At 59.1% G+C, this 25,058-nt stretch carries 24 protein-coding genes; 11 read left to right on the top strand and 13 right to left on the bottom strand.

Annotation, left to right across the window (positions count from 1 at the left end; genetic code table 11):
• Window positions 1-8: 8 nt before the first annotated feature.
• The 8 genes from FDP08_RS16745 to FDP08_RS16710 all read right to left on the bottom strand — a co-directional run bounded on the left by FDP08_RS16745 (window position 9) and on the right by FDP08_RS16710 (window position 7,845).
• The gene (locus FDP08_RS16745; protein ID WP_427901856.1) at window positions 9-881 is read right to left on the bottom strand and encodes a septal ring lytic transglycosylase RlpA family protein; all 873 of its coding nucleotides are present in this window, start codon (window positions 879-881) and stop codon (window positions 9-11) included.
• The gene (gene mltB / locus FDP08_RS16740) at window positions 878-1,906 is read right to left on the bottom strand and encodes a lytic murein transglycosylase B (protein ID WP_228263374.1); all 1,029 of its coding nucleotides are present in this window, start codon (window positions 1,904-1,906) and stop codon (window positions 878-880) included. Before mltB ends, FDP08_RS16745 begins: the two co-directional genes overlap by 4 nt.
• Before the next feature lie 88 nt (window positions 1,907-1,994).
• The gene (gene rodA / locus FDP08_RS16735) at window positions 1,995-3,137 is read right to left on the bottom strand and encodes a rod shape-determining protein RodA (RefSeq protein WP_137437443.1); all 1,143 of its coding nucleotides are present in this window, start codon (window positions 3,135-3,137) and stop codon (window positions 1,995-1,997) included.
• Window positions 3,137-5,029, bottom strand: a complete 1,893-nt coding sequence (gene mrdA / locus FDP08_RS16730) for a penicillin-binding protein 2 (RefSeq protein WP_137437442.1) — start codon at window positions 5,027-5,029, stop codon at window positions 3,137-3,139. Before mrdA ends, rodA begins: the two co-directional genes overlap by 1 nt.
• 9 nt (window positions 5,030-5,038) lie before the next feature.
• Complete coding sequence (gene rlmH / locus FDP08_RS16725; protein WP_137437441.1) at window positions 5,039-5,509, bottom strand: 23S rRNA (pseudouridine(1915)-N(3))-methyltransferase RlmH; 471 nt, start codon at window positions 5,507-5,509, stop codon at window positions 5,039-5,041.
• Between the two features lie 2 nt (window positions 5,510-5,511).
• Window positions 5,512-5,862 carry a ribosome silencing factor gene (gene rsfS, locus FDP08_RS16720; RefSeq protein ID WP_137437440.1) on the bottom strand — a complete coding sequence of 117 codons (351 nt, stop codon included), beginning with the start codon at window positions 5,860-5,862 and terminating at the stop codon, window positions 5,512-5,514.
• 87 nt (window positions 5,863-5,949) lie between these two features.
• On the bottom strand, window positions 5,950-6,582 hold the full coding sequence (gene nadD, locus FDP08_RS16715; RefSeq protein WP_137437439.1) for a nicotinate-nucleotide adenylyltransferase: 633 nt from the start codon (window positions 6,580-6,582) through the stop codon (window positions 5,950-5,952).
• 6 nt (window positions 6,583-6,588) lie between these two features.
• A complete protein-coding gene (locus tag FDP08_RS16710; protein ID WP_137437438.1) occupies window positions 6,589-7,845 on the bottom strand; it encodes a glutamate-5-semialdehyde dehydrogenase in 1,257 nt (418 codons plus the stop codon).
• A 180-nt stretch (window positions 7,846-8,025) separates the two neighbouring features.
• Here FDP08_RS16710 and FDP08_RS16705 point away from each other — a divergent pair, with 180 nt between their 5' ends.
• From FDP08_RS16705 to FDP08_RS16695, 3 genes are read left to right on the top strand one after another with little or no spacing between them, the layout of a single operon-like run.
• A complete protein-coding gene (locus FDP08_RS16705) occupies window positions 8,026-9,045 on the top strand; it encodes a GGDEF domain-containing protein (protein WP_137437437.1) in 1,020 nt (339 codons plus the stop codon).
• Window positions 9,042-10,040 carry a GGDEF domain-containing protein gene (locus FDP08_RS16700; protein ID WP_137437436.1) on the top strand — a complete coding sequence of 333 codons (999 nt, stop codon included), beginning with the start codon at window positions 9,042-9,044 and terminating at the stop codon, window positions 10,038-10,040. Before FDP08_RS16705 ends, FDP08_RS16700 begins: the two co-directional genes overlap by 4 nt.
• A complete protein-coding gene (locus FDP08_RS16695; RefSeq protein WP_137437435.1) occupies window positions 10,037-11,491 on the top strand; it encodes a bifunctional DedA family/phosphatase PAP2 family protein in 1,455 nt (484 codons plus the stop codon). The genes FDP08_RS16700 and FDP08_RS16695 overlap by 4 nt, the downstream gene beginning before the upstream one ends.
• Window positions 11,492-11,498: 7 nt before the next feature.
• Here the strand turns inward: FDP08_RS16695 and FDP08_RS16690 are convergent, their stop codons facing one another.
• On the bottom strand, window positions 11,499-12,077 hold the full coding sequence (locus tag FDP08_RS16690) for an LON peptidase substrate-binding domain-containing protein (protein WP_137437896.1): 579 nt from the start codon (window positions 12,075-12,077) through the stop codon (window positions 11,499-11,501).
• 55 nt (window positions 12,078-12,132) lie between these two features.
• Window positions 12,133-13,389, bottom strand: coding sequence for an HDOD domain-containing protein (locus FDP08_RS16685; protein WP_137437434.1), 1,257 nt, complete (start codon window positions 13,387-13,389; stop codon window positions 12,133-12,135).
• Window positions 13,390-13,534: 145 nt separating this feature from the next.
• Here FDP08_RS16685 and ilvD point away from each other — a divergent pair, with 145 nt between their 5' ends.
• A complete protein-coding gene (ilvD, locus tag FDP08_RS16680; protein ID WP_137437433.1) occupies window positions 13,535-15,370 on the top strand; it encodes a dihydroxy-acid dehydratase in 1,836 nt (611 codons plus the stop codon).
• A gap of 83 nt (window positions 15,371-15,453) precedes the next feature.
• On the opposite strand, the gene FDP08_RS16675 is transcribed toward ilvD, so the two are convergent.
• Together FDP08_RS16675 and FDP08_RS16670 are read right to left on the bottom strand one after the other, a co-directional pair.
• Complete coding sequence (locus FDP08_RS16675; protein WP_170979083.1) at window positions 15,454-15,864, bottom strand: peptidoglycan-binding domain-containing protein; 411 nt, start codon at window positions 15,862-15,864, stop codon at window positions 15,454-15,456.
• Between the two features lie 80 nt (window positions 15,865-15,944).
• Window positions 15,945-17,060, bottom strand: a complete 1,116-nt coding sequence (locus FDP08_RS16670; RefSeq protein ID WP_137437894.1) for an AI-2E family transporter — start codon at window positions 17,058-17,060, stop codon at window positions 15,945-15,947.
• 124 nt (window positions 17,061-17,184) lie between these two features.
• On the opposite strand from FDP08_RS16670, the gene FDP08_RS16665 reads away from it, so the two are divergent.
• Entirely contained in the window at window positions 17,185-17,529 is a 345-nt protein-coding gene (locus tag FDP08_RS16665; RefSeq protein WP_137437432.1) for a hypothetical protein, read from the top strand.
• A gap of 157 nt (window positions 17,530-17,686) precedes the next feature.
• Window positions 17,687-18,586, top strand: coding sequence for a haloalkane dehalogenase (locus FDP08_RS16660; RefSeq protein ID WP_137437431.1), 900 nt, complete (start codon window positions 17,687-17,689; stop codon window positions 18,584-18,586).
• A gap of 40 nt (window positions 18,587-18,626) precedes the next feature.
• Here the strand turns inward: FDP08_RS16660 and FDP08_RS16655 are convergent, their stop codons facing one another.
• On the bottom strand, window positions 18,627-19,220 hold the full coding sequence (locus FDP08_RS16655; RefSeq protein ID WP_137437430.1) for a transferase hexapeptide repeat family protein: 594 nt from the start codon (window positions 19,218-19,220) through the stop codon (window positions 18,627-18,629).
• 400 nt (window positions 19,221-19,620) lie between these two features.
• Here FDP08_RS16655 and paaG point away from each other — a divergent pair, with 400 nt between their 5' ends.
• The 5 genes from paaG (at window position 19,621) to paaK (ending at window position 24,995) form a co-directional block, all read left to right on the top strand.
• Window positions 19,621-20,412: a 2-(1,2-epoxy-1,2-dihydrophenyl)acetyl-CoA isomerase PaaG gene (gene paaG, locus FDP08_RS16650; protein ID WP_137437429.1), complete on the top strand. Its 792-nt coding sequence runs from the start codon at window positions 19,621-19,623 to the stop codon at window positions 20,410-20,412.
• 3 nt (window positions 20,413-20,415) lie between these two features.
• Complete coding sequence (gene paaH, locus FDP08_RS16645; protein WP_137437428.1) at window positions 20,416-21,936, top strand: 3-hydroxyacyl-CoA dehydrogenase PaaH; 1,521 nt, start codon at window positions 20,416-20,418, stop codon at window positions 21,934-21,936.
• Window positions 21,933-22,379: a hydroxyphenylacetyl-CoA thioesterase PaaI gene (paaI, locus tag FDP08_RS16640; protein WP_137437427.1), complete on the top strand. Its 447-nt coding sequence runs from the start codon at window positions 21,933-21,935 to the stop codon at window positions 22,377-22,379. Before paaH ends, paaI begins: the two co-directional genes overlap by 4 nt.
• Entirely contained in the window at window positions 22,376-23,623 is a 1,248-nt protein-coding gene (gene pcaF, locus FDP08_RS16635; RefSeq protein WP_170979082.1) for a 3-oxoadipyl-CoA thiolase, read from the top strand. The genes paaI and pcaF overlap by 4 nt, the downstream gene beginning before the upstream one ends.
• A gap of 61 nt (window positions 23,624-23,684) precedes the next feature.
• The gene (paaK, locus tag FDP08_RS16630) at window positions 23,685-24,995 is read left to right on the top strand and encodes a phenylacetate--CoA ligase PaaK (protein WP_137437426.1); all 1,311 of its coding nucleotides are present in this window, start codon (window positions 23,685-23,687) and stop codon (window positions 24,993-24,995) included.
• The last annotated feature ends 63 nt before the right edge of the window (window positions 24,996-25,058 follow it).

Here is a 25,058-nt window from a genome sequence, read left to right as displayed (position 1 = left end):
TGACTGGTTCAGTGTGTATCGGTCAGCAATATTGACTGACCGAATCCTTGGTTTTCAAGCAGACTCTGGGTTCTAAGAGCCTCATCTTCATCCCTGAACGGCCCTACCTGAACCCGGTGGAAGCGGCCTGAAGCCGTTTCTATTTCCCTGACCCGCATGGGGTTTGCAACAGCCCGCCGGGCGCGGTCCATAAGAGCCTCGGCAGGATTACGCTGGCTGAACGAACCGAGCTGCACGAACAAAGCCTCGTTGCCGGTTCCCGGGTCAGCCAGGCGCTCGGCATCAACCGGCGCCCCTGCATCAGGGAAGGGCTTGCCAGCGAGTGTCATCGAGCCATCCGGTTTCACCGTGATAGCTGCCACCTCTACCCTGGCGGTGCCCCTGCCCTGGTAGCCCAGTTTCTTGGCGGCAGCGTAGGAAAGATCGATCAGGCGATCACCGTGGAAAGGGCCGCGGTCATTCACCCTCACAATCACGGAACGGCCGTTATCAAGATTGGTAACGCGGGCGTACCCCGGAATCCTCAGGCTCTTGTGGGCCGCCGTCATCTCATACATGTCAAACACCTCACCGTTGGAGGTGTTATGACCATGGAATTTCTCGCCATACCAACTGGCCGTGCCCCGCTGGACATAACCGTCATTGCTCTCCCGAACCCAATATTCCTTGCCCCAGACGTTGTAGGGGGATTTGTTACCGGCTCTGCGGGGTTCTTCATAACGGGGCTTCGCATCTTGCAGGCCGGATGCATCAAAACTGCCAGTTGGCGCCCTGTCCTGAGACAAGGTGTACCTGGAGGAATGATCCGGTTCCGGTGATGAAGCACATCCCGCCAGAACCAGGGCTCCGGCGATAACCAATAAGAAAGTGCGTGTGATCACGAGTTATTATTCACCCCGTTCTGTTTTTCTGGCTGACTGGCCTGTTCGCTCAGTGCATTGGCCAGCTGGAATACAGCCATGGCGTAAAGATGACTGTGATTGTAGCGGGTTATCACATAAAAGTTATGGTATGTCAGCCACAGCTCAGGGCCATCGGCACCAGCAAGGCGGATTGCCCTTGCTTTTGCATCAGCAGCCACATCGGCTTCGGGCGACAACCCGGCCTGCCGATAGTCATTGACTGTGAGGGTCGGCCTCAGTTCCCCTGTCAGCATTGGTGAGCCTTCCGGCAGGCTGTTGTGCATACGCTCTGCCACCGGCGCTCCCTGCCTCCAGTGATGGGCGCGAAAATAATTGGCCACACTGCCAATCGCGTCAACCGGGTTGTTCAGGATATCGGCTACGCCATCGCCGTCGAAATCAATAGCGTAGTGACGGTAGCTGCTGGAGATAAACTGACCATACCCCATTGCCCCGGCATAGGAGCCGGTAAGTTCTTCCGGATCAAAACCCTGCTCGCGGGTCATCAGCAGATACTGCACCAGTTCACTGCGAAAAAAACGACTCCGCGGGGGGTAATCGAATGCCAGGGTGGCCAATGCATCCAGCACCCTGTGGTTGCCCTTGTACGTGCCATACCAGGTTTCCACACCAATGATCGCGGCAATGACCGATGCCGGCACCCCGTATTCATCTTCAGCCCGCTCGAATGCCTCTCGATACTGACTGAGAAATTCCACGCCCTGATCAATTCTTTCCGGACGGATAAAAATCTTGCGGTACTGGTGCCATTCCAGTGTTTTTTCAGCTGGCCGGCTGATGGACTCCAGTATCGAATCCTTGCGTTCGGCGGTTTCCAGTAATGCTTTGACCCGGCTCGCCTCGAAGCCGTAACGCCCCGCCATCTCGCGAATAAAAGCCTGGCCCTCAGGTGTTTTGTCGTACTGCGCCGATGCCAGCGCCGGCATGACCAAAACAACGACCACCACAAGTGCGTTACGCGCCCTGTTAATGACTGCTTTCATGAAACTCCCTGCAAGGATGAGGCTACCAAGATTACCACGACGACCCGCGAAGCAACCATTACCCGGCGTCCATGCTGGTACGGGACCATCAGGCACTGATCATACGCCTGTGGGTCTGGATGGACATAAGCACTCCAAAGGCCGCCATAAGCGTAACACTGGAGGTTCCGCCATAGCTGACAAGCGGCAACGGAACCCCAACCACCGGAAGCAGCCCGCTGACCATCCCGACATTGACAAACACGTAGATGAAAAAGGTCATGGTCAGCGCTCCGGCGAGCAGGCGGCTGAAAGAGTCCTGAGCCGTGGCGGCAATATACAGACAGCGCAGGATTATCAGCATGTAGAGCACCAGCAGCGTCAGCATACCGACGAAACCGAACTCCTCCGCCAGAACCGCAACGATGAAATCCGTATGGCTTTCCGGCAGAAACTCCAGATGGGACTGGGTTCCCTGAAGCCAGCCCTTGCCGTCCATGCCACCGGACCCGATCGCGGTTTTCGACTGAATGATATTCCAGCCGGCACCAAGGGGGTCGCTCTGAGGATCAAGCAGGGTCAACACACGCTGTTTCTGATAATCCCGCATCACGAAGAACCACATCAATGGCGCGGCCACAGAAACCATGGCAAAAAAGGCCCCGATCAATCGCCAGCTGATCCCCGCAAAGAAAACCACAAAGATGCCTGCAGCCCCGACCAGCAGGGAGGTACCAAGGTCCGGCTGCAGGATGATCATCGCCATGGGCACCAAGGCGATCAAAAGCGCTACAGCCACGTGGCGAAGGCGCGGTGGCAGGTAGTGGCGCGACAGATACCAGGCCGCCATCATCGGCACCACCAGTTTCATCAACTCAGAGGGCTGGAAGCGGGGTAACCCCGGTATCGCCAACCAACGTTGCGCTCCCTTGGCGCCCACCCCCACCAGCAACACCGCAGCCAGGCCGGCAATTCCCGCGGCAAACAGCCAGGGCGCCCAGCGCCTGAAGACAGAAGGGTCAAGCTGGGCAAAGACCAGCATCACCACCAGCGCCACGCCCATACGAACACCCTGGGCCTTGACCACCGCCATATTCTGGTCGGCCCCGCTGTAGAGCACCACCAGCCCGCCGGCGATAAGCGCCAGCAAAAGCAACATCAGCACCGGATCTATGTGCAAAAAAGACCAGATGCCCCGTGGGCCAGAGAGTGGATGGCGCAACGACTCATTGAACATGCTTCCGGCCGCCATCAGTGGGAAGCCCCCTCTGATGAACCCACAACCAGCGCCTCTCCTTCTTCGGGGAAGCCCAGCAGCCAGGCGTCAAACATTGCCCGCGCCACGGGTGCCGCAGTACCGCTGCCACTGCCGCCATTTTCCACGATCACGGAAACTGCAATCTGCGGGTCATCCACTGGCGCAAAACCCACGAACAGGGCATGATCCCGCAGACGCTCCCGAATCTCCTCCTCGTCGTACTCTTCGTCCTCAGCAAGACTGAATACCTGGGCAGTGCCGGTTTTGCCAGCCATGCGATACGGCGCACCCTTCGCCGCACCGCGAGCGGTTCCCTTACTGCCGTGCATCACTTCCGCCATGGCTTCCACGACATACTCCCAATCCTCAGAGTTCTCAAGCTCGATGGACTGGTGATTGCCGGTAGGCAGCACATCATCGATCGATCGGTCGCCCTTGATATCTTTCAGCAATCTCGGCTCGGACCAATTCCCACGGTTGGCGAGTACCGAGGTCGCGGTTGCCAGTTGTAATGGTGTTGCCAACATGTACCCCTGCCCGATGCCGAGGTTTACCGAGTCACCCGGATACCAGGGCTCACTGTGAACGGCTCGCTTCCAGTCCCTGGATGGCAACAGCCCACTCAAGGCCCCGGCAACATCCAGGGTCGCATCTTCGCCGAACCCGAACTCCGAGAGGTACTGATGCATGGTGTCAACGCCCATGGCCACGGCTGCTTCGTAAAAATAGATGTCGCAGGATTCAGCCACCGCCGCCGTGAGATCAACCCAGCCGTGACCACCCCGCTTCCAGTCTCGCCAGGGACGCCCGCCAGGAGTCAGCCGGAAGTATCCGGGGTCCCATATGGTCTTGTCCCGGGTTACAGCACCGCTGTCGAGAGCCGCAACAGCGAGCATGGGCTTGAGTGTCGAGCCCGGAGGGTATTGGCCACGCAGGGCCCGGTTGAAGAGTGGTTTATCGACACTCTTGCTGAGCTCACGATACGCCTCAACACCAATGCCGGTTACAAACAGGTTGGCGTCGAAACCGGGAACACTCGCAAGGGCCAGAATTCCCCCGGTGGAGGGTTCAATCGCGATAATGGCGCCACGCCGGCCATCCAGCAGTTCATGTGCCAGCTGCTGGAGCCGTAAATCCATGTGCAGCCGGATGTCCTCGCCGGGTACGGGATTCTCCCGCTCAAGCACGCGCAAAGTCCGGCCCCGCGCGTTGGTCTCCACATGCTGGTAGCCGACACGTCCGTGCAGGAGCTGTTCGTAGAATCGCTCCACACCGGACTTGCCAATATAGTTGGTACCCGCATAGTTAACCGGATCAATACGCTGCAGCTCCTGCCGGTTGATCCGGCCCACATAGCCGAGGGCATGGGCGGTCAGCTCACTGTGGGGGTAGTAACGCACCAGCTCGGCGGACACCTCAACACCGGGCAATTCATGGCGGTGGACCGCCAGGCGCGCAATTTCCTGCTCGTTGAGATCGTAACGCAGGGGGAGCTCCTGGAACGGACGACGGGGCTCAAGGAGCCGCCGGTGGAACCGCTCCATATCCTCCTCGGAAATGCTGAGCATGCCCTGAAGTTTGGCGAGGGTCTGTTCCATGTCGCCGACGCGCTCGGGCACCAGCGTGACGCTGAATACCGGGCGATTTTCGGCCAGCAGCACATCGTTACGGTCGTAAACCAGCCCCCTGGGCGGAGCTACGGATTGCACCTGGACACGGTTTTTGTCGGAGAGGGTGGTGTAAATGTCGTGTTCAACAACCTGCAGCTGATACATCCTGGCAATGAGCAGGCTCAGCAATACGAACACCAGTAACAACATCACCACGGTGCGCCGCTGGAAAAGGCGCCGTTCGGCTGCAGTGTCTTTGAATTCGCCCCAGGGCATATCAGTTTCCTAGGCCCGGTGGTATGGGTGATTACGGGTGACGGACCAGGCCCGGTAGAGCTGCTCGGCTAGCAGGATGCGCACCAGCGGATGTGGCAAGGTCAGAGATGACAGTGACCATAACTGATCAGCTCTGGCCCGGCAGGCGTCGGCAAGACCATCGGGGCCACCGACAAGGAAGCTGACGTCCTTGCCATCCTGCTGCCAGTTTCCAAGCTGGCTGGCGAGTTTTTCAGTGGACCAGTTGCGACCACCCACTTCCAGCGCAACAACGTGGTCGCGGGGGCCCACAGCAGACAGGATCGAATCCGCCTCTTTCTGCATCAACCGCGGGATATCCGGATTTTTGCCACGATGAGCCATCGGTATCTCCACCAGCTCAACGGGCAGTTCCGGCGGCATCCGGCGGGCATACTCGTTAAAGCCCTGGCTGACCCACTCGGGCATTTTCTGCCCTACACAGACCAGACGTAACCGCATGACTATTCGCTACCTGCAGCACCCAGATCCGGAGCATCACGCCAAAGGCGCTCAAGATCATAAAATTCACGGGTTGCCGGCATCATGACGTGAACCACCACATCACCAAGGTCAACCAGAATCCAGTCGCTGGCGTTAGCACCTTCCACATTACTGGCTTTGACTCCCTGATCCCTCGCTTCCGACAACACCGAATCCGCCAGGGATTTCACATGCCGGTTAGAGGTTCCGGAAGCCAGCACCATGTAATCCGTGACACTGGTTCTTCCCCTGACATCAATAATGCTCACGTCCTGCGCCTTGACGTCCTCAAGCGCACCCACGACCAGTTCTTTCAGTTGCTCAGCCTGCATAATCACCCTGTTGGCGGGCAGCGGCGAAGGCGGCCACCCGAAAAGTCATATTCAGACGGGATTGTAGCACTAAAAGTTCCCGTCAGGTCACGCGCCGTAGAGTCCCTGGCGACGAATTTCCCACCATACGCTGTCAGGCAGGAGATACCGGGGCGAGCGCCCCGAGAGAATCCGGTCGCGAATGCCCGTTGCCGAGATGTCCAGCAAGGGCGGATCCAGTTCCAGGATATGGCCACAGGGGGCGCCGTAGAGCGCCTCCACCCCGCTGACGGAGCGCTCCTCAAGCAAGCGTGCCGGAGCGCTGCCCGGCTCCAGGCCGGGCCCCGGTCGTTGCACCACCACAATGTGCGCCAGCTCAGGAATGCGCTGCCATTCCTGCCAGCGGTCAAAACCGGCAAAGGAGTCAGTGCCCAGAACCATCGTCAGCGGCTGCTCCGGACCCAGCTCCGCACGGACCTGGCGCAGAGTTTCTGCCGTATAGGAGGCGCCACCGCGCCCCAGCTCCCGTTGATCCAGCGTCAGCCCGGGCTCATCGGCAATGGCCAGTTCCAGTAGCGCCACCCGTTGCTCGCTGGTTGCGCCGGGAGCCTCCCGGTGAGGAGGCACGTGACAAGGCATCAGCGACACCTCGGGCACGCCCAGCCGCTCCCGAAGCTCGACTGCCAGGCGCAGGTGGCCGTGATGGATGGGGTCGAAGGTACCGCCGTAGATGACATGCATGCAGAATCAGGTCCGGATGTGGCCATCGCCGAACACCACGTATTTCTGTGATGTCAGGCCTTCAAGGCCGACAGGGCCCCGGGCGTGGATCTTGTCCGTCGAGATGCCGATTTCCGCACCCAGGCCGTATTCAAAACCGTCAGCGAACCGGGTAGAGGCATTCACCATGACCGAAGCGGAATCCACTTCCGTCAGGAATCGCCGTGCCCGGGTGAAATTCTCGGTGATGATACTGTCGGTGTGTTGCGAGCTGTAGCAATTGATATGGGCAATGGCGCCATCCAGTCCGTCAACAACCTTAACCGCGAGAATCGGGGCCAGATATTCGGTTGCCCAGTCTTCTTCTGTGGCAGCAGCCACATCCGGCAGAATTTGCACGGTCTGCTCACAGCCCCGGAGCTCGACGCCCTTCTCGCGAAACGCCTCCGCCAGCAACGGCAGGATGTCGCTGGCAATTTCCTGATCCACCAGCAGGGTTTCCATGGTATTGCAGGTACCGTAACGCTGGGTCTTGGAATTGAGAGCGACCGCCAGAGCCTTCTCCGGGTCTGCGTGGCTGTCGATATACACATGGCAGATGCCGTCCAGATGTTTGATCACCGGAACACGGGCATCACGGCTGATTCGCTCGATCAGGCCTTTGCCACCCCGGGGAACAATCACGTCGACAAACCGGGGCATGGTAATCAGCTCGCCCACGGCCGCCCGATCGGTAGTTTTGATGACCTGAACGGCATTCCCCGGAAGCCCTGCGTCTGACAATCCCCTGGCGAGGCACTCTGCGATAGCCTGATTGGAATGAATCGCCTCGGAGCCACCCCTAAGAATGGTGGCATTACCGGATTTGAGGCACAAGCTGGCTGCCTCTACGGTCACGTTGGGCCGCGACTCGTAAATAATGCCGATCACCCCAAGCGGCACCCGCATGCGCCCTACCTGTATGCCGGACGGACGGTAGGTCATGTCGGTAATCTCACCGATCGGATCCGGCAGGGAGGCTACCTGGCGAAGCCCCTCGATCATTGCATCAATGCGTGCCGGTGTCAGTTCCAGCCGGTCCAGCATGGCGTCATCAAGACCGCTACTACGGCCATGCTCCAGATCCCTGGCATTTGCCGCAGCCAGTTCATTCCTCGAGGCATCCAGTGCTTCCGCCGTTGCCAGCAACGCCTGATTGCGAACCGCTGTTGTGGATCGGGCTACTGCGGTGGCGGCTTTCCGTGCCTGCTGCCCCACATCAGCCATGTAAACTGCAATATCCATCCGATTACCTTTAGATTTTTGAACCGATTGTATGAATCAGGGCCTAACTTTACCTTTCCCGTTTCAAGTGCGCATCCCAAGCGATTATTATACCGCCCTGACACAGGTTATTACGCGGGTCATTGAACAGTACCTGCTGTATGCTTTGACAACACGGACGCCCGGGAGAGGACGGAAAACATGGCCCAGATGGCCGAAAAATTCCTGCTAAGCCGACTATCGAGAACAGGATTCCTGATCCTGCTCGCTATCGCTGTATTCGCTGTGATCCAGCGGGAGCCACTTAACGCTGTTACGGCGATTATCGGCGCCGGCCTGGTCTTCACCAGCAGCGCGTTTCACCCCGGACGATTCCGGCAGCCCTGGCCGGCCATTCACCGCTTGCTGTTCGGGGCCCTGCTACTGCTTCTGGTTACCAGCCTTTGGACCGGGCCCTGGAACCTGACCCACTGGCTTTATGTGGCACCACTGATCGGATTTGCCTTGCTGCCGGTTTTCTGGGGCGCCTGCATTACCGTGCTGGTCGCCATTATGGCGATGTTTGCCACCCATTGGTCCGGTGGAATCCCGGAACGCCATCAGATGATCAGCGCTCTGCTGCTGACCATCATGCTGTCTGGCTTACTGGTATTTCTCCGGGAGTACAAATCCCGGCAACTGGCACCCCTGCGGCGCACCGACGAACTGACTCAGGCGGCCAGCCGGGAATACCTTTCTGCCGACCTGCACAAGGAGATCCAGCGCAGCGAGCGGGAAGGCACCGACATGTCGGTGATCATGATCGGCCTGGACACTCACCTGAGCGACAACAATCCTGACGCCGACATCCGCTCCATACTGCCACGAATTGGCCGCTACCTGCACTCACAACTGCGGGATTTCGACACCTACTACCGCGTCGCGGATCTGCAATTCCTGATCATCCTGCCCGGCATTGCGACCACAGATGCAGCCGCACTGGCTGAGACCATCCGCAGGGGCCTGAGTACTTTGCTTGCTTCCCACCAGCTGGACCTTACCGTCAGCGCCGGTATTGCGGGGCTGAACATAGGTGATGATGCCGACAGCCTGCAGCAGTCTGCCGCCAATGCCCTCAGGCGGGCTCAACAACAGGGCGGTAACCGGGCCCAGTCCTACAGCACCTGGTCCCACACGGCACCACCGGCAAGCACCGAAGTTACCGGAGGGCCGTCATCATGACCGAGACACGCCTCAGAAGCTTCACTCACCTGGCCGGTTACCTGTTTGCCAGCCTGTTCATTGCCAGCCTGGCCTTCCAGAATCTTCGTTATGGCTTCTACGAACTGTTTTTCCTGGCGTCCGGCATGGCACTTCTGACCATTGCTGGCGCCGGCTATACGTTCATCTGTCGCCGCCACCAGTTGTCAGCACCCGGGCACCTGATCATCCTGACTGCACTCAACAGCGGCCTGGTCGCTGCAATCTACGTACTGGATCCGCCCGGAATCAGTCACTGGGTTATGCCCCTGGTACTGCTGAACCTGTTGATCCTGCCCTTACGCCAGGGAATGATTCTCTCGCTGCTGTTGCTGGCCGCACTCGTGCTGTTCCTGCTGCTCACGCAAACGGTCACCGCCACTGTCACTATCAGCTCGGGAGTGTTTGCACTGATGGCGGTGGCAGCACTGTATATCTGGCACTATGACCACATGGCGCAGTCCGCGGAAGACCTGGCGATCACCGACCCGGTGACAGGTGCCCATAACGCACGCTTCCTGGATGAAACCCTGCAGAAAGAAATCAGCCGCGCGATCGAGATGTCCCACTCCTTGTCCGTCATATCACTCACTATCGACTATGCGGATGAAGCCGAGGATCTCCACGGCAAAGCCGGCATGCAACGGCTGCTGCGGGATCTCACACAACATTTGTTCGGTGTTATTCGTGCCGGCGACACCCTCTACACGCTTGAGGACGGCGAGTTCTTCCTGATCCTGCCGTTCACTCCGGAGGAAGGTGTCAGAGTCATCGCTGAACGCATCCGCCGAACCATTGCAGAGCAGACCTGGCCCTTGGCGGGCAAGGTCACTGTCAGCCTCGGTTGTACTACCCGCGCCAGCTCTGACACCCGCACGGCCGACCTGCGAAAACGCGTGCGGCAGGCAATGGAAGAAGCCAGAAAAAGGGGAGCCGATTCGGTCTGGTATAGCCAGGGAGAAGTTCGTCAGCCATGAGTTCGGAGTGGTTACAGGCATTGACTGCCTGGCTGAGCGCCAACCCTGGATGGCTTTCGGTCGCCCTTTTCGCGACTGCCTTTCTGGAATCCCTGGCTCTGGCCGGCATCCTTATTCCTGGCGTGGCCATCATCTTTGCAGTGGCGGCACTTGCGGGCCAGGTTTCCATACCGATTCTGGAGGTGCTGTTCTGGGCAGGGACCGGAGCCATTGCAGGTGACAGTATCAGCTTTGCCCTCGGCAGACTGTTCCAGGGCCGACTGGAGAAGCTCTGGCCGCTGAATCACTTTCCCGGCTTTGTCGCCAAAGGTGAGGCATTCTTCCATCTTCACGGGGGCAAGAGCGTGATTATCGGGCGGTTCGTTGGCCCGATTCGCCCGATCATTCCCCTGATTGCCGGCGCCTTTCTAATGCCCTGGCGACGATTTCTGGCGTTTAACCTGTCCTCGGCCATTGCCTGGGCGCCCACCTATGTTCTGCCTGGCTACCTGGTCGGCAGCGCCCTGGCCAGTGATTTCAAACCACCTGCCCATTTTTATCCGGTTATCGGGGTCAGTGCCGGAATTCTGTTGGTGATCTACCTGCTGCTTTTCCGCTTCCAGCTCGGGCTTGGCCATAGCAGCCGGCTTTACCACTGGATTGCCGGCCTGATGGCCCGCTACCACAGCACTTATCGCTTCTGGCGGCTATACACAAGCAAGCGGCCGGCCCAGGCCGGCGAGTTTCCACTTCCCTCTCTGTCCCTGGCCCTGGGTGCCGGGGCACTGTTCATGATCCTGGGGCAACTGGCAACCGCAACGCAGTTGTTCGAGCCTTACAACGCCCTGACGCTGGATTGGTTAGAACAACTCAGAAATCCGTTACTGGATCCGGTGATGGTCCTGATCACGCTGTTGGCAGATCCACCCATACTGTTGGCTGCGGCGGCATTGGCCGCGCTCGCGCTGGGCGTGCGTGGTTTCTACGCGGCAGCTTTGCATATTGTCGGTGCAGCCTTGCTGGCCACCGTGCTGGTGTGGGCACTCAAATACCTGTCGGGGATCCCGCGGCCGGACCTTGTGCTTGGCCCGCCTGCCTCCGGCGCCTTTCCCAGTGGGCATACCACCGGCATTACCGTGTTTTCGTCACTGGCCGCCAGTTTCGTTGCTCGGGAAAGCCGGCACCGTTGGCGTTGGCGTTATTACCTGATGTTCAGTATTCCCATCGTTCTGGTTGCGCTGAGCCGTCTTTACCTGGGGGTTCACTGGATTACAGATGTCGTCGGGGGAATTCTTCTGGGGCTGTCCATTTCGGGGCTGACCAGGGCCAGTTACAGTCGTTATGATAATATCCCGCTGACAACAGACAGTTCGCTACTGGCAGCAGGTGTTGCCTGGATGCTCTACATCGTCTGGTACATCACTGATAAATGGGCGGAAGCGATCCTTCTCTACGGGCCAGTGACAGGCTAGGCAGCTGTCATTTCTGTTCCAGTGCTTCCAGCAACCCCAGCAGCCGCTCCAGACGTTCCAACGGATCCTGTAGCTCTACCAGGCGCTGCTTTTCCTGTTTGTCCAGAGGAAGCAGCTCTGTCAGCCGCCAGCCAACATCACGGGCATCGTCATAGTCGACGTCCATGCCCAGCTCACGGATGACCGGATGGCGAAACAGCGCTTTCAGGACCGACGGCAGCTCGGTAAACCGCTCTGGAACAGGCCACTCTTCTTCCGCCAGCAGGCACTCCACATCGCCCACGTTCAGGCCGTCCGGCTGCTGCCAGGAACGCACCACTGTCACCTTGTCCTGACCTTCAACCGTAATGCCCAGCAGGCCATTATCCATCTGCTGGAAATCAATGATGCGCACGTAAGTGCCAATGTCATAAAAAGCCGCTGCGGTACCGGTTTCCAACCCTTCCCTCAACAACACGACGACGAAGCCCCGGTCTTCCTTGAGACAACGGGTCAACATGTCGATATATCGTGGCTCGAACAGTTGGAGGGGAATCCTTCCCCCGGGCAGTACAACAGAGTTCAACGGAAAAAGAGGTACATTCATTGTTGGTATTGCCACCAGTCAAGAGCTCCGGAAGACTGACCACCTTGTCATATCCTCAGTGTATTGAAAGCAGGCGATGGAGTTCATCCACCCTTGCACGGGCTTCCGTCAGCAGTTGCAGGCTTCGGGAGGCATTCAGCTCCAGCTCGCCCAGCCTTCGGTAGGCAGGCACTTCGTCGAACGGAGGCAGGTTTCCATTCTGGCTGGAACCGATCATGGCATGCAACTGGGCCACAATCACAATATCCACTAACTGGGGGGCCGATTCGCGGCTTTCATGGGCCCAGTCCTCGGCATGGCGGGTGGCCTCGAGAAAGTTCGCGGGGAAAGACCAGCTTTCCAGAATCGCAGTGCCTACATCTCCCCGAAGCTCGCCAATGGCATGTTCGAGATTGGCCTGATCTGCAAAAAGGTTAACGTGATGCTCAGCCTGGACCAGCACCGGCACCACGCCGATATCGTGCAGCAAACCGGCAAGCAGGGCCTCTTCCGGGTTTATGGACGTGGCGCTGTCGGCAAGCACCCAACATAGCGCCGCAACTTCGCGGGAGTGGCGCCAGAGCTTGTCCATCTCTTTCTGCAGCGATGCCTGCCTGGTTTTGAACACTTCCCGCATGGCAAACACGGTTACCAGCTGCCGGGTCGTGCGCATCCCCAGCCTGACAACGGCTTCACGGACGTTGCGGACATCGCTGAAACCCCGGTACAACGGGCTGTTGCAGGCGCGAACCAGCTTGGCCGCCATCGACGGGTCCGCGCCAATCGCGCTGGCCACCTGATCAGCGGTGGAGTCCTCACGATCCACGGTCCGCCGCACCTTCCAGGCCACATCCGGAACGCTGGGCAGGCTGAGCTGGTTGGAGCGCAGCTCGGCATAAAATTCCATCAGCAGGTGATGCTCCTCGTTGCCGTCGTCTCCGAAGCCATCACCCGAGTCCATCTCCACCTGCGGCACCGGGGCCGAGCGCAGCAGCTGGTTCAGGATATCCTGCGGAATCACCAGAAACTCACTGGCTTTGGTTGCAGTTACGTCATACATCCGTGGCTGCAACCTGGCAATGGGATTGACTGCCTTGTCACTTTCCGCGTCTATGGTGGACTTGCGGCCATCAACGGATTCCAGCTCCACGCTGCCTGCTACCAGAAAGAAATCCAGCCCATCACGCACTCCCCGCTCCACCACTCGCTGCCCCGGGCCATGGGTTCTCCGCTCTGCCCGGCTTGCAAGTAACACCAACTGGTCGTCGGTCAACCGGTTCAACGGCTGAAACTGTTTGAGACGACGCAGCGGCAGGCTTTCCCGCCCAGCCATAGGACTACTCCTTGATCAATAGTTCATTAACTCTGTTACACATTGTAAGCACGGATTGTCAAAACAACCATGCGATCAAGGGGTAATCTGGTATCCTTTTGCCTTCGACTTTTGACCAAGATGCTAAAAGAGAGACCAGAAAACCATGCCCCAGTATCGTTCGCGGACATCCACCGCCGGCCGCAATATGGCAGGCGCACGTGCTCTTTGGCGCGCCACCGGCATGAAGAATGAAGACTTCGGCAAACCGATTATTGCCGTTGCCAACTCCTTTACCCAGTTCGTTCCCGGCCATGTGCACCTCAAGGACCTGGGCCAGCTGGTGTGCCGCGAAATCGAGCAGGCCGGCGGCGTTGCCAAGGAGTTCAACACCATCGCCGTGGACGATGGTATTGCCATGGGCCACGACGGCATGCTGTATTCCCTGCCTTCCCGGGAAATCATTGCCGATTCCGTGGAGTACATGGTGAATGCTCACTGCGCCGACGCACTGGTGTGCATTTCCAACTGCGACAAGATCACCCCGGGCATGCTGATGGCTGCCATGCGCCTGAACATTCCCACCATTTTCGTCTCCGGCGGTCCCATGGAGGCAGGCAAGACCAAGCTGTCCGAACACAAGCTGGATCTGGTGGATGCCATGGTCATTGCTGCCGACCCGAACGCGGACGACGAAACAGTTGCCGAGTACGAGCGCAGTGCCTGCCCCACCTGTGGGTCCTGTTCCGGCATGTTTACTGCGAACTCCATGAACTGCCTGACCGAAGCCATCGGTCTTGCATTGCCGGGCAACGGCTCACTGCTTGCCACCCATTCCGACCGCGAGCAGTTGTTTCTGAAAGCCGGTCGACAGATTGTAGAGAATGCCCGGCGCTATTACGAAGACGACGATGCCAGCGTGCTGCCGTTAAGCATCGCCTCCATAGAGGCGTTCGAGAATGCCATGGTCATGGACGTCGCCATGGGTGGCTCGACCAACACCATTCTGCATCTGCTGGCAGCAGCGCAGGAAGGCGGCGTTCCATTCACCCTTAACGAGATAGATCAGCTTTCCCGCAGGGTTCCGCAGCTTTGCAAGGTTGCACCCAACTCCCCGAAATACCACATGGAAGACGTACACCGGGCCGGTGGCATCATGGGCATCCTCGGCGAACTGGAACGGGGTGGACTGATCAACACGGACCTGCCCACAGTGCACAGTAAAACCATGCGCGAAGCCCTGAAAACCTGGGACATCATGCAGGAGCCGACGCCGGAAGTGGTGGAGTTTTACAGGGCAGGCCCTGCCGGCATTCCTACCCAGACAGCCTTCAGCCAGAGCACCCGTTGGCCTTCGCTGGACGGCGACCGGGAAACCGGCTGCATCCGTTCCGTCGAACACGCCTATTCTTCAGAGGGCGGCCTGGCGGTACTCTTTGGCAACATCGCCCTGGACGGCTGCGTGGTCAAAACCGCTGGTGTGGACGAAAGCATCTATGTTTTTGAAGGCAGGGCACGGGTGTTCGAAAGCCAGGATACCGCTGTAACCGGCATCCTCAACGACGAGGTGAAGCCCGGTGAGGTGGTCATCATTCGCTATGAGGGCCCGAAGGGCGGTCCCGGCATGCAGGAAATGCTCTACCCCACCAGCTACCTGAAATCCAAGGGGCTGGGCAAGGAGTGCGCACTGCTGACCGACGGTCGTTTTTCCGGCGGCACCTCCGGCCTGTCCATCGGCCATGCCTCTCCGGAAGCTGCCGCAGGCGGCGCCATTGGCCTGATCGAAAATGGCGACCTGATCCGCATCGACATCCCCAACCGTTCCATCAACGTGGAGATAGACCAGAACGAGCTGGATCGCCGCCGCGAAGAGAGAAACCAGAAGGGCTGGAAACCGGAACTGGCAAGGCCTCGCAAGGTTTCAGCGGCGCTGAAAGCTTATGCCCTGCTGGCAACCAGTGCCGACAAGGGTGCGGTCAGAGACCTGGAAAAACTGGACTGAACGCAACGGGCCCGGGGTACAGAGTACCACCGGGCCCGTTGCTTTACGGTAGTCCGACTCAGTTCAGAGTACTATTCGCGGGACTAGAAGAACCAGCCACCGTCATCGTCTTCCTCGATTTCCTCTTCGGACTGAGCATCTTCAGCTTCTTCAGGCTCGGACGCGGCGCCGGAGGACGCAGTTGCATTCTGCGATGAGCCGTTAGAACCGGATGACGCAACCTGCACGGACACCATCCCCAGGGCTTCCTTGGTGGCGTTATCCAGCTCACCCGAAGCATTCAACCCCTGATCCCGCTGGAACGCTGTGAGCGCAGAGCGTGTTGCCTGGTCCATTTGCGGGCTGACATTAGTGATCTCATAGCCAGCACCGTAGAGCGCATTCTTGAGCGCCACTGTCTCGTTTGCCAGTGCATGCGGGGCTGCTGCGAGCGTGACCGCTCCGAGCATTACTGCCGCCGCCAGCCGGCTTCGTGTTGCCGATCTCCTGATCATGATCTACTCCGGTTACCTGTTGTTTTTTATTGTGTTGCCAGTCCCTACAGGGTGGACACTAAGACCAAAGCCTAACATAGTTAGTCCTGCCGGGGTTTTTCAGATTGTTGCGTTTCTGTAGCTGTATCGGCCATGTTATGCACAGCTGTTCCCGGTATCTCCCCGAACTCGCGAATAAAGATTCCCCAGAAGGCCATGAACAGGGCCGCCACTAACGGCCCCATCACAAAGCCGTTGACTCCGAACATCACAATGCCGCCCAACGTTGACAGCAGAACAATATAATCCGGCAGTTTTGTATCCCGACCGACAAGAATCGGGCGCAAAATGTTGTCGGAAAGCCCGATGACAACCGTCCCGTAGGCGGTCAGGATAACGGCTGAAATAATCTCGCCGGTCGCTGCCAGGTAGACGGCCGCCGGTACCCAAACCAGCGCCGCGCCTACGGCGGGAATAAGCGAGACAATCGCCATCACCACGCCCCACAGCAGCGCGCCCTGGATATTCAGCAGCCAGAAAATCAGACCGCCGAGCGCGCCCTGGATGATGGCAATCAGCAGGTTGCCCTTGACCGTTGCCCGGGTGACCTCCGCAAACTTGGCAAGCAGCAGGCGCTCCCGCTCATCGCCCAGTGGCAGCGCCTGGATCAGCAGGTCCACCAGCTTGCTGCCGTCCCTGATCAGGAAGAAAGCCAGATACACCATTAACGACAGCCCCAGAAAGAACTGAAAGGTGTTCTGGCCGACCCCAAGAGCCTGTTTCGCCAGAAACTGGCTACCTCCGACAAACGCATTGGACGCCCGGTCCCTTACCTCGGCGAAATCCACTCCGAACTGGGCAAGGAAAGCCTCAATAGCAGGAAACGACTGGTTCACCCGGTCTATGTATTCGCCAGGGCGGAGCTCCCCGTCCTGTATTTTCTGATAGACAGAAAGCCCCTCGGCGACCAGGGATGTCACCAGTCCCAGCACCGGAATAACCACGATAATCATGCAGAGTATAAGTGTCAGCAAGGCAATCACATTGGGACGATCACCCAGCCGCTTTGCCAGTCGTTCACGTATCGGGTGAAAGATCAGCGCAATGGCGATGGCCCAGAAGATCGGGCCAAAAAACGGCTTCATCAGCAGAGCAAAGGCCAGGGAGACGCCCACGAGCATGGCCAGAAAAGTCCGTGTCTCCAGTTTTCCGTACATCATAGAGTGAGATCCTGAATCTGTTTGCCAACCGGGACACCAGACTACCACGGCGCCGTGGCCAGTCTAGCGGCTTTCAGGTTATAGTGAACGGTTACTGGTCATTCGTGAAACGGGTCAGACATTGGGTAACGAAGAGTTTGATGTCGAAACAGCGTTGAGCGCAGCCACTGCCCTTCACCGGGTACTGGCTGCCAGAACCCATCGTCGCAAGGTGATGGGACAGGAGGTGCTTGTGCCCGGGCAACTGGGAGAAGCCCTGCATCTTCCCCGCATCATTCGGCAGCTTCAGGGCAAGCAGCTACGCCAGCGGGAACGCGGGCTCGACGAATTCCACGAACTGTGGCCGACCCTGTCGCCCGCCACCCGTGAGAAGGTACTCGACCGCATAGGCTGGTACGATCCGAAGTCACTCAGCTGGGAGGACAAGCGCTCCAACCGCCGCCCCATTGCTGACTCCGACCAATAACCGCTGGCAGCAGACCTGCTCAGCAAGGCGTCCTGATTCAAACAGCCAACGCACTGTTACGTAAACCAAACACACAAAATTTCCATCTGCTTTATCCTGATTCATGAAGGCTGAGACAACCCAGCCACGCAACCACTCAGTCAGGACAGTCGATGGCATGCGTATTCTGAGAACCGATGAAGCCCGCTTCGCAGGGCTTCCGGATTACCCTTTTTCTGCTCACTACCTGGACGTCGAGCCAGGCCTGAGAATGCACTATGTAGACGAAGGCCCGAACGATTCAGCACCGGTGCTGATGCTGCACGGTGAACCGTCGTGGTCGTACCTTTACCGGCACATGATCCCATTGGTAGCCGACGCCGGACATCGAGTACTGGCACCCGACCTGGTGGGTTTCGGAAAATCCGACAAGCCCTCCCACGTGGGCGATTACACTTACGAGCGTCACATACACTGGCTTTCCCAATGGCTGAAAGCACTGGACCTGAAGAATATTACCCTGGTGTGCCAGAACTGGGGTTCCCTGCTGGGCCTGCGCCTGGCAGCGGAGCACCCACAGCTTTTCCGCCGGATCATTGTTGGTAACGGCATGCTGCCAACAGGCGATACGCCGGTGCCCGCTGTATTCTCACTCTGGAAAGCCTTTGCCACCCACAGCCCGTGGTTTCCTGTGGGCCGAATCGTCCAGCTGGGAACAGAAAGAACCATGAGCAAGGCCGAAATCGCGGCCTATGAGGCACCCTTCCCCAGTGCCGAATACAAGGCAGGCGCACGGGCTTTCCCGAAACTTGTTCCAGTGTCCGCCGACGACCCATCAAGTGCGGCCAATAAGGCCGCCTGGCGGGTTCTGGAAAAATGGAAGAAGCCGTTCATAACCTGTTTCAGCAGCGGCGACCCGATCACCCGGGGCGGCGACCGGTATATGCAGCGGCGCATACCCGGTGCCCATGGACAGCCCCACATTACGTTGCGGGGTGGCCATTTCCTCCAGGAAGACTCTCCCGACGACTTTGCCCGCATCATAATCGATGCCCTGAAGTCCGAGCTGGCAGCCTGAAACACGCAATCACCCTGTGTGATATCCGTTTATCCCAGAATCAGCTCTGATGTTTGGGCTGGTAATTGCCGGCATCAACTCTGGTCCGATCAGGATCCGCCTCCTCCAGTGGCTGACACTCCTTCAGGCTCGCAAAGCAGCGGAGGGTCAGCCGCTGATACTCTTCAGTCCCCTTCGCTTTCCAGGCGACCTCATTATCGCTCAACATCCTCACCACCTTCGCCGGCGTACCTACAATCAATGATGCCGGATCACACTGAAAACCGGCCTTGACGAGAGCCCCTGCGCCAACAATAGAGCGGGGCGCTATAACAGCCTCGTCCAGGATGACTGCGTTCATTCCAACCATTGCGCCCTCGCCGACGGTACAGCCGTGAAGAATGGCCCCATGGCCCACGTGCCCGTCCTTCTCGACCACCACATCCTTGCCCGGGAAGGCGTGTGCAACGCAGGTGTCCTGGATATTGGATCCCTCCTTCAACACGATGCGCCCGAAGTCTCCGCGCAAAGAGGCGGCCGGGCCGACGTAGCACCCTGAACCGATCCACACATCCCCGATAAGAATCGCGGTCGGGTGAACGTATGCAGACGGATGTACAACAGGCTGAACGCCCTCAATGCTGTAGCTAGGCATGTTTTTCTCCTTCACTGACAAGCCCGGAATGTGAAGACTCATTCTGATTCATTTTCGGCATCACTTTACCGCTTCTGTGGGATGTTTTCACAGAGAAAAGCGACCTAAATCCCGATCTACGTGGAAAAAACCCACGTGAAACCTGGACAAAAATCAAGAAAACCCCTAACTATCAGACACTAAAGAGATTTCAAACCAGAAAGAGCAATGTGATACAAAAGGCGGACTTCCCAAACCTTGACGAGTATCAATTTACAGATATACTGATTCAAAAATCAGCCTATTCACCACGGAAACATCGCCCCAGGGCAAATCTGATTCCGAGTAGCTGAGACTGTCTCCCGATAAAAACAAAGCCACGTCGGAAAGCCATCCATCATTCCATTTACAGGATAACGCCATGACTCAGCCGAGCATTCTTCTCGAAATCGATCAGGGTGTGGCTCTGCTTACCCTGAACCGCCCCGACAGCCTGAACAGTTTCAATGTCGAAATGCACGAGCGCATGCGGGACGCTATCAGCTCCGTGCGCAAGGATGAGTCTGTTCGTGTACTGGTCATTACCGGTTCTGGCCGGGGCTTTTGTGCCGGGCAGGATCTCTCTGACCGCAGCGTATCCCCGGACCAGGAAGCGCCTGACCTGGGCGCCTCCCTGGAGAACTACTACAACCCGATGTTGCGTAGCCTGCGTGATTTACCGATGCCGGTCCTCTGCGCAGTCAATGGCGTCGCCGCCGGCGCAGGCGCCAACATTGCGCTTGCCTGCGACATCACACTGGCGGCCCGCTCTGCCAGCTTTGTTCAGGCGTTCTGCAAGCTGGGCCTGGTTCCCGACTCGGGCGGCACCTGGATTCTTCCCCGCGTGGCCGGCATGGCGCGGGCCAAAGGTATGGCCTTGCTGGGAGAGAAGATCAGTGCAGAACAGGCCGAGAACTGGGGCATGATTTGGCGCTGCGTGGACAACGAGCAGCTCATGGAAGAAACCATGAAACTGGCCCGACATTTCGCCACCCAGCCCACCAAAGGCCTGGCCCTGATCAAACGCGCGCTCCATGCCAGCGCCAGCAACACCTTTGAAGAGCAGATCAATCTGGAGCGAGACCTCCAGCGAATGGCCGGGCAGACCGATGACTACCGCGAAGGCGTCGCCGCCTTCATGGAGAAACGCACGCCAGCCTTCAAGGGGAAGTAATTCATGCCGGCACTTGATACCCACACCATCATCGCCGTCATAGGCGCAGGCGCCATGGGCTCCGGTATTGCCCAGGTTGCGGCCCAGGCCGGCCATCGGGTTTACCTGCATGACCAGAGGGAAGGCGCCGCACAGAATGGACGCGACAGCATCGCCAGGCAGCTTCAGCGCCGCGTCGACAAAGGCAAGATGCAGCAGCAGGACCTGGACGCCACCATTGGCCGGATCCAACCGGTTGCCAGACTTGATGACGTGGCCGACGCCGGACTGGTGATCGAGGCGATCATTGAAGACCTCGACATCAAACGTCAGCTGTTGGCAAACCTGGAAGAGCTCTGTGCCGGGGATACGATCCTCGCCACCAACACCTCTTCCATCTCCGTCACCGCCCTCGGCGCAGAGATGAATAAGCCCGAGCGCCTGGTGGGCATGCACTTTTTCAATCCTGCGCCCCTGATGGCACTGGTAGAGGTCGTGATGGGACTGGCTACGAGCAAAACCGTAGCCGGGACAGTTCACGCCACGGCAACCGCGTGGGGCAAGAAGCCGGTCTACGCCACCTCGACCCCGGGCTTTATCGTCAACCGGGTCGCCCGCCCGTTTTACGCGGAAAGCCTGCGCCTGCTGCAGGAACAGGCCACCGATGCGGCAACGCTGGACGCCATCATTCGCGAGGCCGGCCAGTTCCGCATGGGCGCATTCGAGCTGACCGACCTGATTGGCCACGACGTCAACTACGCCGTGACCAACTCCGTGTTCAATTCCTACTATCAGGACCCGCGCTTCCTGCCGTCGCTGATTCAGAAAGAGCTGGTTGAAGCCGGGCGCCTCGGACGCAAAAACGGCCAGGGTTTCTACGCCTATGGCGAAGACGCAGAAAAACCCGAGCCACAGACGGAACCGGAGCACCAGTCTGACGAAACCGTGCTTGTCGTTGAGGGTGATCCCGGCGTGGCGGCCCCTCTCGTCCAGCGACTGAGAGCTGCAGGCGTGACAATCATTGAGCGCGACGGCCCCGGCCAGCTTCGCTTCGGAGATGTCGTGCTGGCGCTGACTGATGGGCGCATGGCCACCGAGCGGGCAGCCACCGAAGGCGTTTCCAACATGGTGCTGTTTGATCTGGCCTTCGACTACAGCAAGGCATCCCGGCTTGCGTTAGCACCGGCAGACCAGGCCTCCGACACAGCGGTTTCCTGCGCCTGTGCTTTACTGCAAAGAGCAGGCGTTGCCGTGAGCCTGGTGGCTGACCGTCCCGGACTGGTGATTATGCGCACGGTTGCCACCCTCGCAAACGAAGCCGCCGATGCTGCCCTCCATGGTGTAGCCACGGTTGCGGACATTGATCTGGCCATGAAAGCCGGACTGAACTATCCCGATGGCCCGCTGAGCTGGAGCGACCGACTGGGAGCGGGCCATGTGTTCAACGTGCTCACCAACATCCAGAACAGCTACGCAGAAGATCGCTATCGCCCTGCCCTGCTGCTCCGGAAGAACGCATATGCACAGAAGGGGTTTTATTCATGAGCGAGATGGATCCACAGACACTCGCCGAGGAATGCGCCAAGGCCATGTTTGCGCGGGACCGTGCCAGCCAGAACCTGGGCATGACCATTGAATCTGTCGCGCCCGGCAAAGCGGTACTCACCATGACCGTCACCAGCGACATGATCCAGGGCCACGGCTCCTGCCATGGCGGTTACCTGTTCACCCTGGCCGATTCCGCGTTTGCCTTTGCCTGCAACAGCTACGACCGGGCCACCGTCGCCTCCGGTTGCAGCATCGACTACATGTACGGCGCCAAAGAGGGCGACCGGCTGACCGCCACCGCCGAAGAACAGGCCCGTGGCGGGCGCACCGGTGTTTACGACATCACATTAACCAATCAGGACGGCCGCAAGGTCGCCCTGTTCCGGGGCCGTTCCTACGAGGTTCGTGGCACCGTACGCAACTCGGAGGAAACTGCATGAGCACCGACCATCCCCTGAAAGACGCCTACATCGTCGATGCCATCCGCACCCCCATCGGTCGTTACGGCGGTGTGCTCTCCGCCGTGCGCGCAGATGACCTGGGCGCTATCCCTATCAAGGCGCTGACCGAACGCCATCCGGATCTGGACTGGTCAAAAATCGACGACGTTCTCTATGGCTGTGCCAACCAGGCCGGCGAAGACAATCGTGACGTTGCCCGCATGTCTCTGCTGCTGGCAGGTCTGCCGGTGGACGTGCCGGGCAGCACCATCAACCGTCTGTGCGGCTCCGGCATGGATGCCATCGGCAGCGCTGCTCGGGCTATTCGCACCGGTGAAACCCGGTTGATGATTGCCGGCGGCGTGGAGTCCATGTCACGGGCTCCGTTCGTGATGGGCAAGGCCGACTCTGCGTTCAGCCGCAAGGCGGAGATCTTTGACACCACGATCGGCTGGCGCTTTGTAAACCCGGTGCTGAAGAAGCAGTACGGAATCGACTCCATGCCGGAAACGGCGGAGAACGTCGCCGCCGATTTCGGTATTTCCCGGGAAGATCAGGATGCCTTCGCCCTGCGCAGCCAGCAGCGCACGGCAGCAGCCCAGAAAGAAGGCCGACTGGGCGCTGAAATCACGCCGGTAACCATTCCGCGCCGCAAGCAGGATCCGCTGGTGGTGGATACCGATGAGCATCCCCGGGAAACCAGCCTTGAAAAGCTGGCCTCGCTGCCTACGCCTTTCCGTGAAAACGGCACCGTGACCGCGGGCAACGCGTCCGGCGTCAACGATGGCGCCTGCGCCGTTCTTCTGGCCGGGGCCGATGCGCTCAAGCAATACAACCTCAAACCCCGCGCCCGGATCGTCGCCATGGCAACCGCCGGCGTTGAGCCACGGATCATGGGCTTCGGCCCCGCCCCGGCCACCCGCAAGGTGCTGGCAACCGCGGGCCTCGAACTGGCCGATATGGACGTGATTGAACTGAACGAAGCCTTCGCTGCCCAGGCCCTTGCCGTTACCCGCGACCTCGGACTTGCCGATGACGCCGAACACGTAAACCCGAACGGTGGCGCCATCGCCCTGGGCCACCCTCTGGGTATGAGCGGGGCCCGGCTCGTGACCACGGCCCTGAATGAACTTGAGCGCCGCCACGCGGCTGGACAGAAAGCCCGTTACGCGCTCTGCACCATGTGCATCGGCGTTGGCCAGGGGATCGCCCTGATTATTGAGCGGATGGATGCGGTGGCCTGAGGCCGCCGGACCAGGACAGAACAAAGACCATTATTCAACAAGAACAACGCAGGACAGAATCATGAGCTTACCACTGCAAAAACTTGGCAAACTTGACCGTATGGAGACAGCCAGCGTCGATGAGCTGCGCCACGAACAACTTCAGCGCCTGCGCTGGAGCGTCGTCCATGCCTACACCAACGTGCCATTCTACCGGAAGGCCTTTGACGATCTCGGCCTCAAGCCGATGGACATCCATTCCCTGGATGATCTCGCCAGGGTGCCGTTTACCACCAAGGCGAATCTGCGCGACAACTACCCGTTCGGCATGTTTGCCACCCCCATGTCCGACGTGGTGCGGGTGCACGCCTCCAGTGGTACCACCGGCAAGCCGACCGTTGTCGGCTATACCCAGAGTGATATCAACACCTGGGCCGACATCGTGGCACGGTCTATCCGGGCAGGCGGTGGCTCCCGGGGCGACAAAGTCCATGTAGCCTACGGCTACGGCCTGTTCACGGGCGGCCTTGGCGCCCACTACGGTGCCGAGCGGCTCGGATGCACCGTTATCCCCATGTCCGGTGGCCAGACCGAGAAACAGGTCCAGCTGATCAAGGACTTCGAGCCCGACATCATCATGGTGACGCCCTCCTATATGCTGAACATCGCTGACGAGATGGACCGCCAGGGTATTGATCCCCACAAGCTGCCCCTGCGCCTGGGTATCTTCGGGGCGGAACCCTGGACCAACGCCATGCGTACCGAGATTGAAGAACGCCTCGGTATCCAGGCCCTGGATATCTACGGTCTGTCCGAAGTCATGGGCCCCGGCGTTGGCATGGAGTGCGTCGAAACCAAGGACGGCCCGACCATCTGGGAAGACCATTTTTACCCGGAAATCATCAACCCGGAAACCGGCGAAGTACTGCCCGATGGTGAATACGGTGAACTGGTATTTACCTCGCTGACCAAGGTGGCGCTGCCGATCCTGCGGTACCGCACCCGCGATCTCACCCGCCTGCTGCCAGGAACCGCGCGCCCGATGCGCCGGATCGACAAGATCACCGGCCGCAGTGATGACATGCTGATTATCCGTGGTGTGAACGTGTTCCCGAGCCAGATCGAGGAACAGGTGCTGAAATGCGAGGCCCTGGCGCCGCACTATGAGATCGAGGTTTACAAGGAAGGCAACCTGGACTGCGTGGACATCCGGACCGAGCTGAAACCTGGCGCAACTGACACCAGCGAAAGTCGTGCCGCGGCAGCCAAGGAACTGGCCCACCACATCAAGTCCTATATTGGCATCAGCACCCGTGTCGAGGTGGTGGAAACCAATCGCCTGGCCCGCTCCGAAGGCAAGGCCAAGCGTGTATTTGACCGCCGCAAACAATAAACCTGCATGACTCCCAGGGGGCGGCCCGCCGTCCTTGAGACGCCCCCTGACCGCAGCCCACCC

Origin of the sequence: Marinobacter panjinensis (assembly GCF_005298175.1) — a bacterium.
GTDB classification, from domain to species: domain Bacteria; phylum Pseudomonadota; class Gammaproteobacteria; order Pseudomonadales; family Oleiphilaceae; genus Marinobacter; species Marinobacter panjinensis.
Note: the sequence above shows the minus strand (reverse complement) of the source record. Positions and strands in the feature narration are given on the sequence as shown.

Coding starts and splice junctions, on each gene's coding strand:
- nadD (WP_137437439.1), bottom strand. CDS start 6,582: ATGCATGTCATCTACGGCGGTACCTTCGACCCCATCCATCACGGCCAC.
- FDP08_RS16710 (WP_137437438.1), bottom strand. CDS start 7,845: ATGGATATTGCAGTTTACATGGCTGATGTGGGGCAGCAGGCACGGAAA.
- FDP08_RS16700 (WP_137437436.1), top strand. CDS start 9,042: ATGACCGAGACACGCCTCAGAAGCTTCACTCACCTGGCCGGTTACCTG.
- rlmH (WP_137437441.1), bottom strand. CDS start 5,509: ATGCGGTTACGTCTGGTCTGTGTAGGGCAGAAAATGCCCGAGTGGGTC.
- paaI (WP_137437427.1), top strand. CDS start 21,933: ATGAGCGAGATGGATCCACAGACACTCGCCGAGGAATGCGCCAAGGCC.
- rsfS (WP_137437440.1), bottom strand. CDS start 5,862: ATGCAGGCTGAGCAACTGAAAGAACTGGTCGTGGGTGCGCTTGAGGAC.
- FDP08_RS16670 (WP_137437894.1), bottom strand. CDS start 17,060: ATGTACGGAAAACTGGAGACACGGACTTTTCTGGCCATGCTCGTGGGC.
- FDP08_RS16690 (WP_137437896.1), bottom strand. CDS start 12,077: ATGAATGTACCTCTTTTTCCGTTGAACTCTGTTGTACTGCCCGGGGGA.
- paaK (WP_137437426.1), top strand. CDS start 23,685: ATGAGCTTACCACTGCAAAAACTTGGCAAACTTGACCGTATGGAGACA.
- ilvD (WP_137437433.1), top strand. CDS start 13,535: ATGCCCCAGTATCGTTCGCGGACATCCACCGCCGGCCGCAATATGGCA.
- FDP08_RS16685 (WP_137437434.1), bottom strand. CDS start 13,389: ATGGCTGGGCGGGAAAGCCTGCCGCTGCGTCGTCTCAAACAGTTTCAG.
- paaG (WP_137437429.1), top strand. CDS start 19,621: ATGACTCAGCCGAGCATTCTTCTCGAAATCGATCAGGGTGTGGCTCTG.
- rodA (WP_137437443.1), bottom strand. CDS start 3,137: ATGGCGGCCGGAAGCATGTTCAATGAGTCGTTGCGCCATCCACTCTCT.
- mltB (WP_228263374.1), bottom strand. CDS start 1,906: ATGAAAGCAGTCATTAACAGGGCGCGTAACGCACTTGTGGTGGTCGTT.
- FDP08_RS16660 (WP_137437431.1), top strand. CDS start 17,687: ATGCGTATTCTGAGAACCGATGAAGCCCGCTTCGCAGGGCTTCCGGAT.
- FDP08_RS16705 (WP_137437437.1), top strand. CDS start 8,026: ATGGCCCAGATGGCCGAAAAATTCCTGCTAAGCCGACTATCGAGAACA.
- FDP08_RS16655 (WP_137437430.1), bottom strand. CDS start 19,220: ATGCCTAGCTACAGCATTGAGGGCGTTCAGCCTGTTGTACATCCGTCT.
- FDP08_RS16695 (WP_137437435.1), top strand. CDS start 10,037: ATGAGTTCGGAGTGGTTACAGGCATTGACTGCCTGGCTGAGCGCCAAC.
- pcaF (WP_170979082.1), top strand. CDS start 22,376: ATGAGCACCGACCATCCCCTGAAAGACGCCTACATCGTCGATGCCATC.
- FDP08_RS16675 (WP_170979083.1), bottom strand. CDS start 15,864: ATGATCAGGAGATCGGCAACACGAAGCCGGCTGGCGGCGGCAGTAATG.
- mrdA (WP_137437442.1), bottom strand. CDS start 5,029: ATGCCCTGGGGCGAATTCAAAGACACTGCAGCCGAACGGCGCCTTTTC.
- paaH (WP_137437428.1), top strand. CDS start 20,416: ATGCCGGCACTTGATACCCACACCATCATCGCCGTCATAGGCGCAGGC.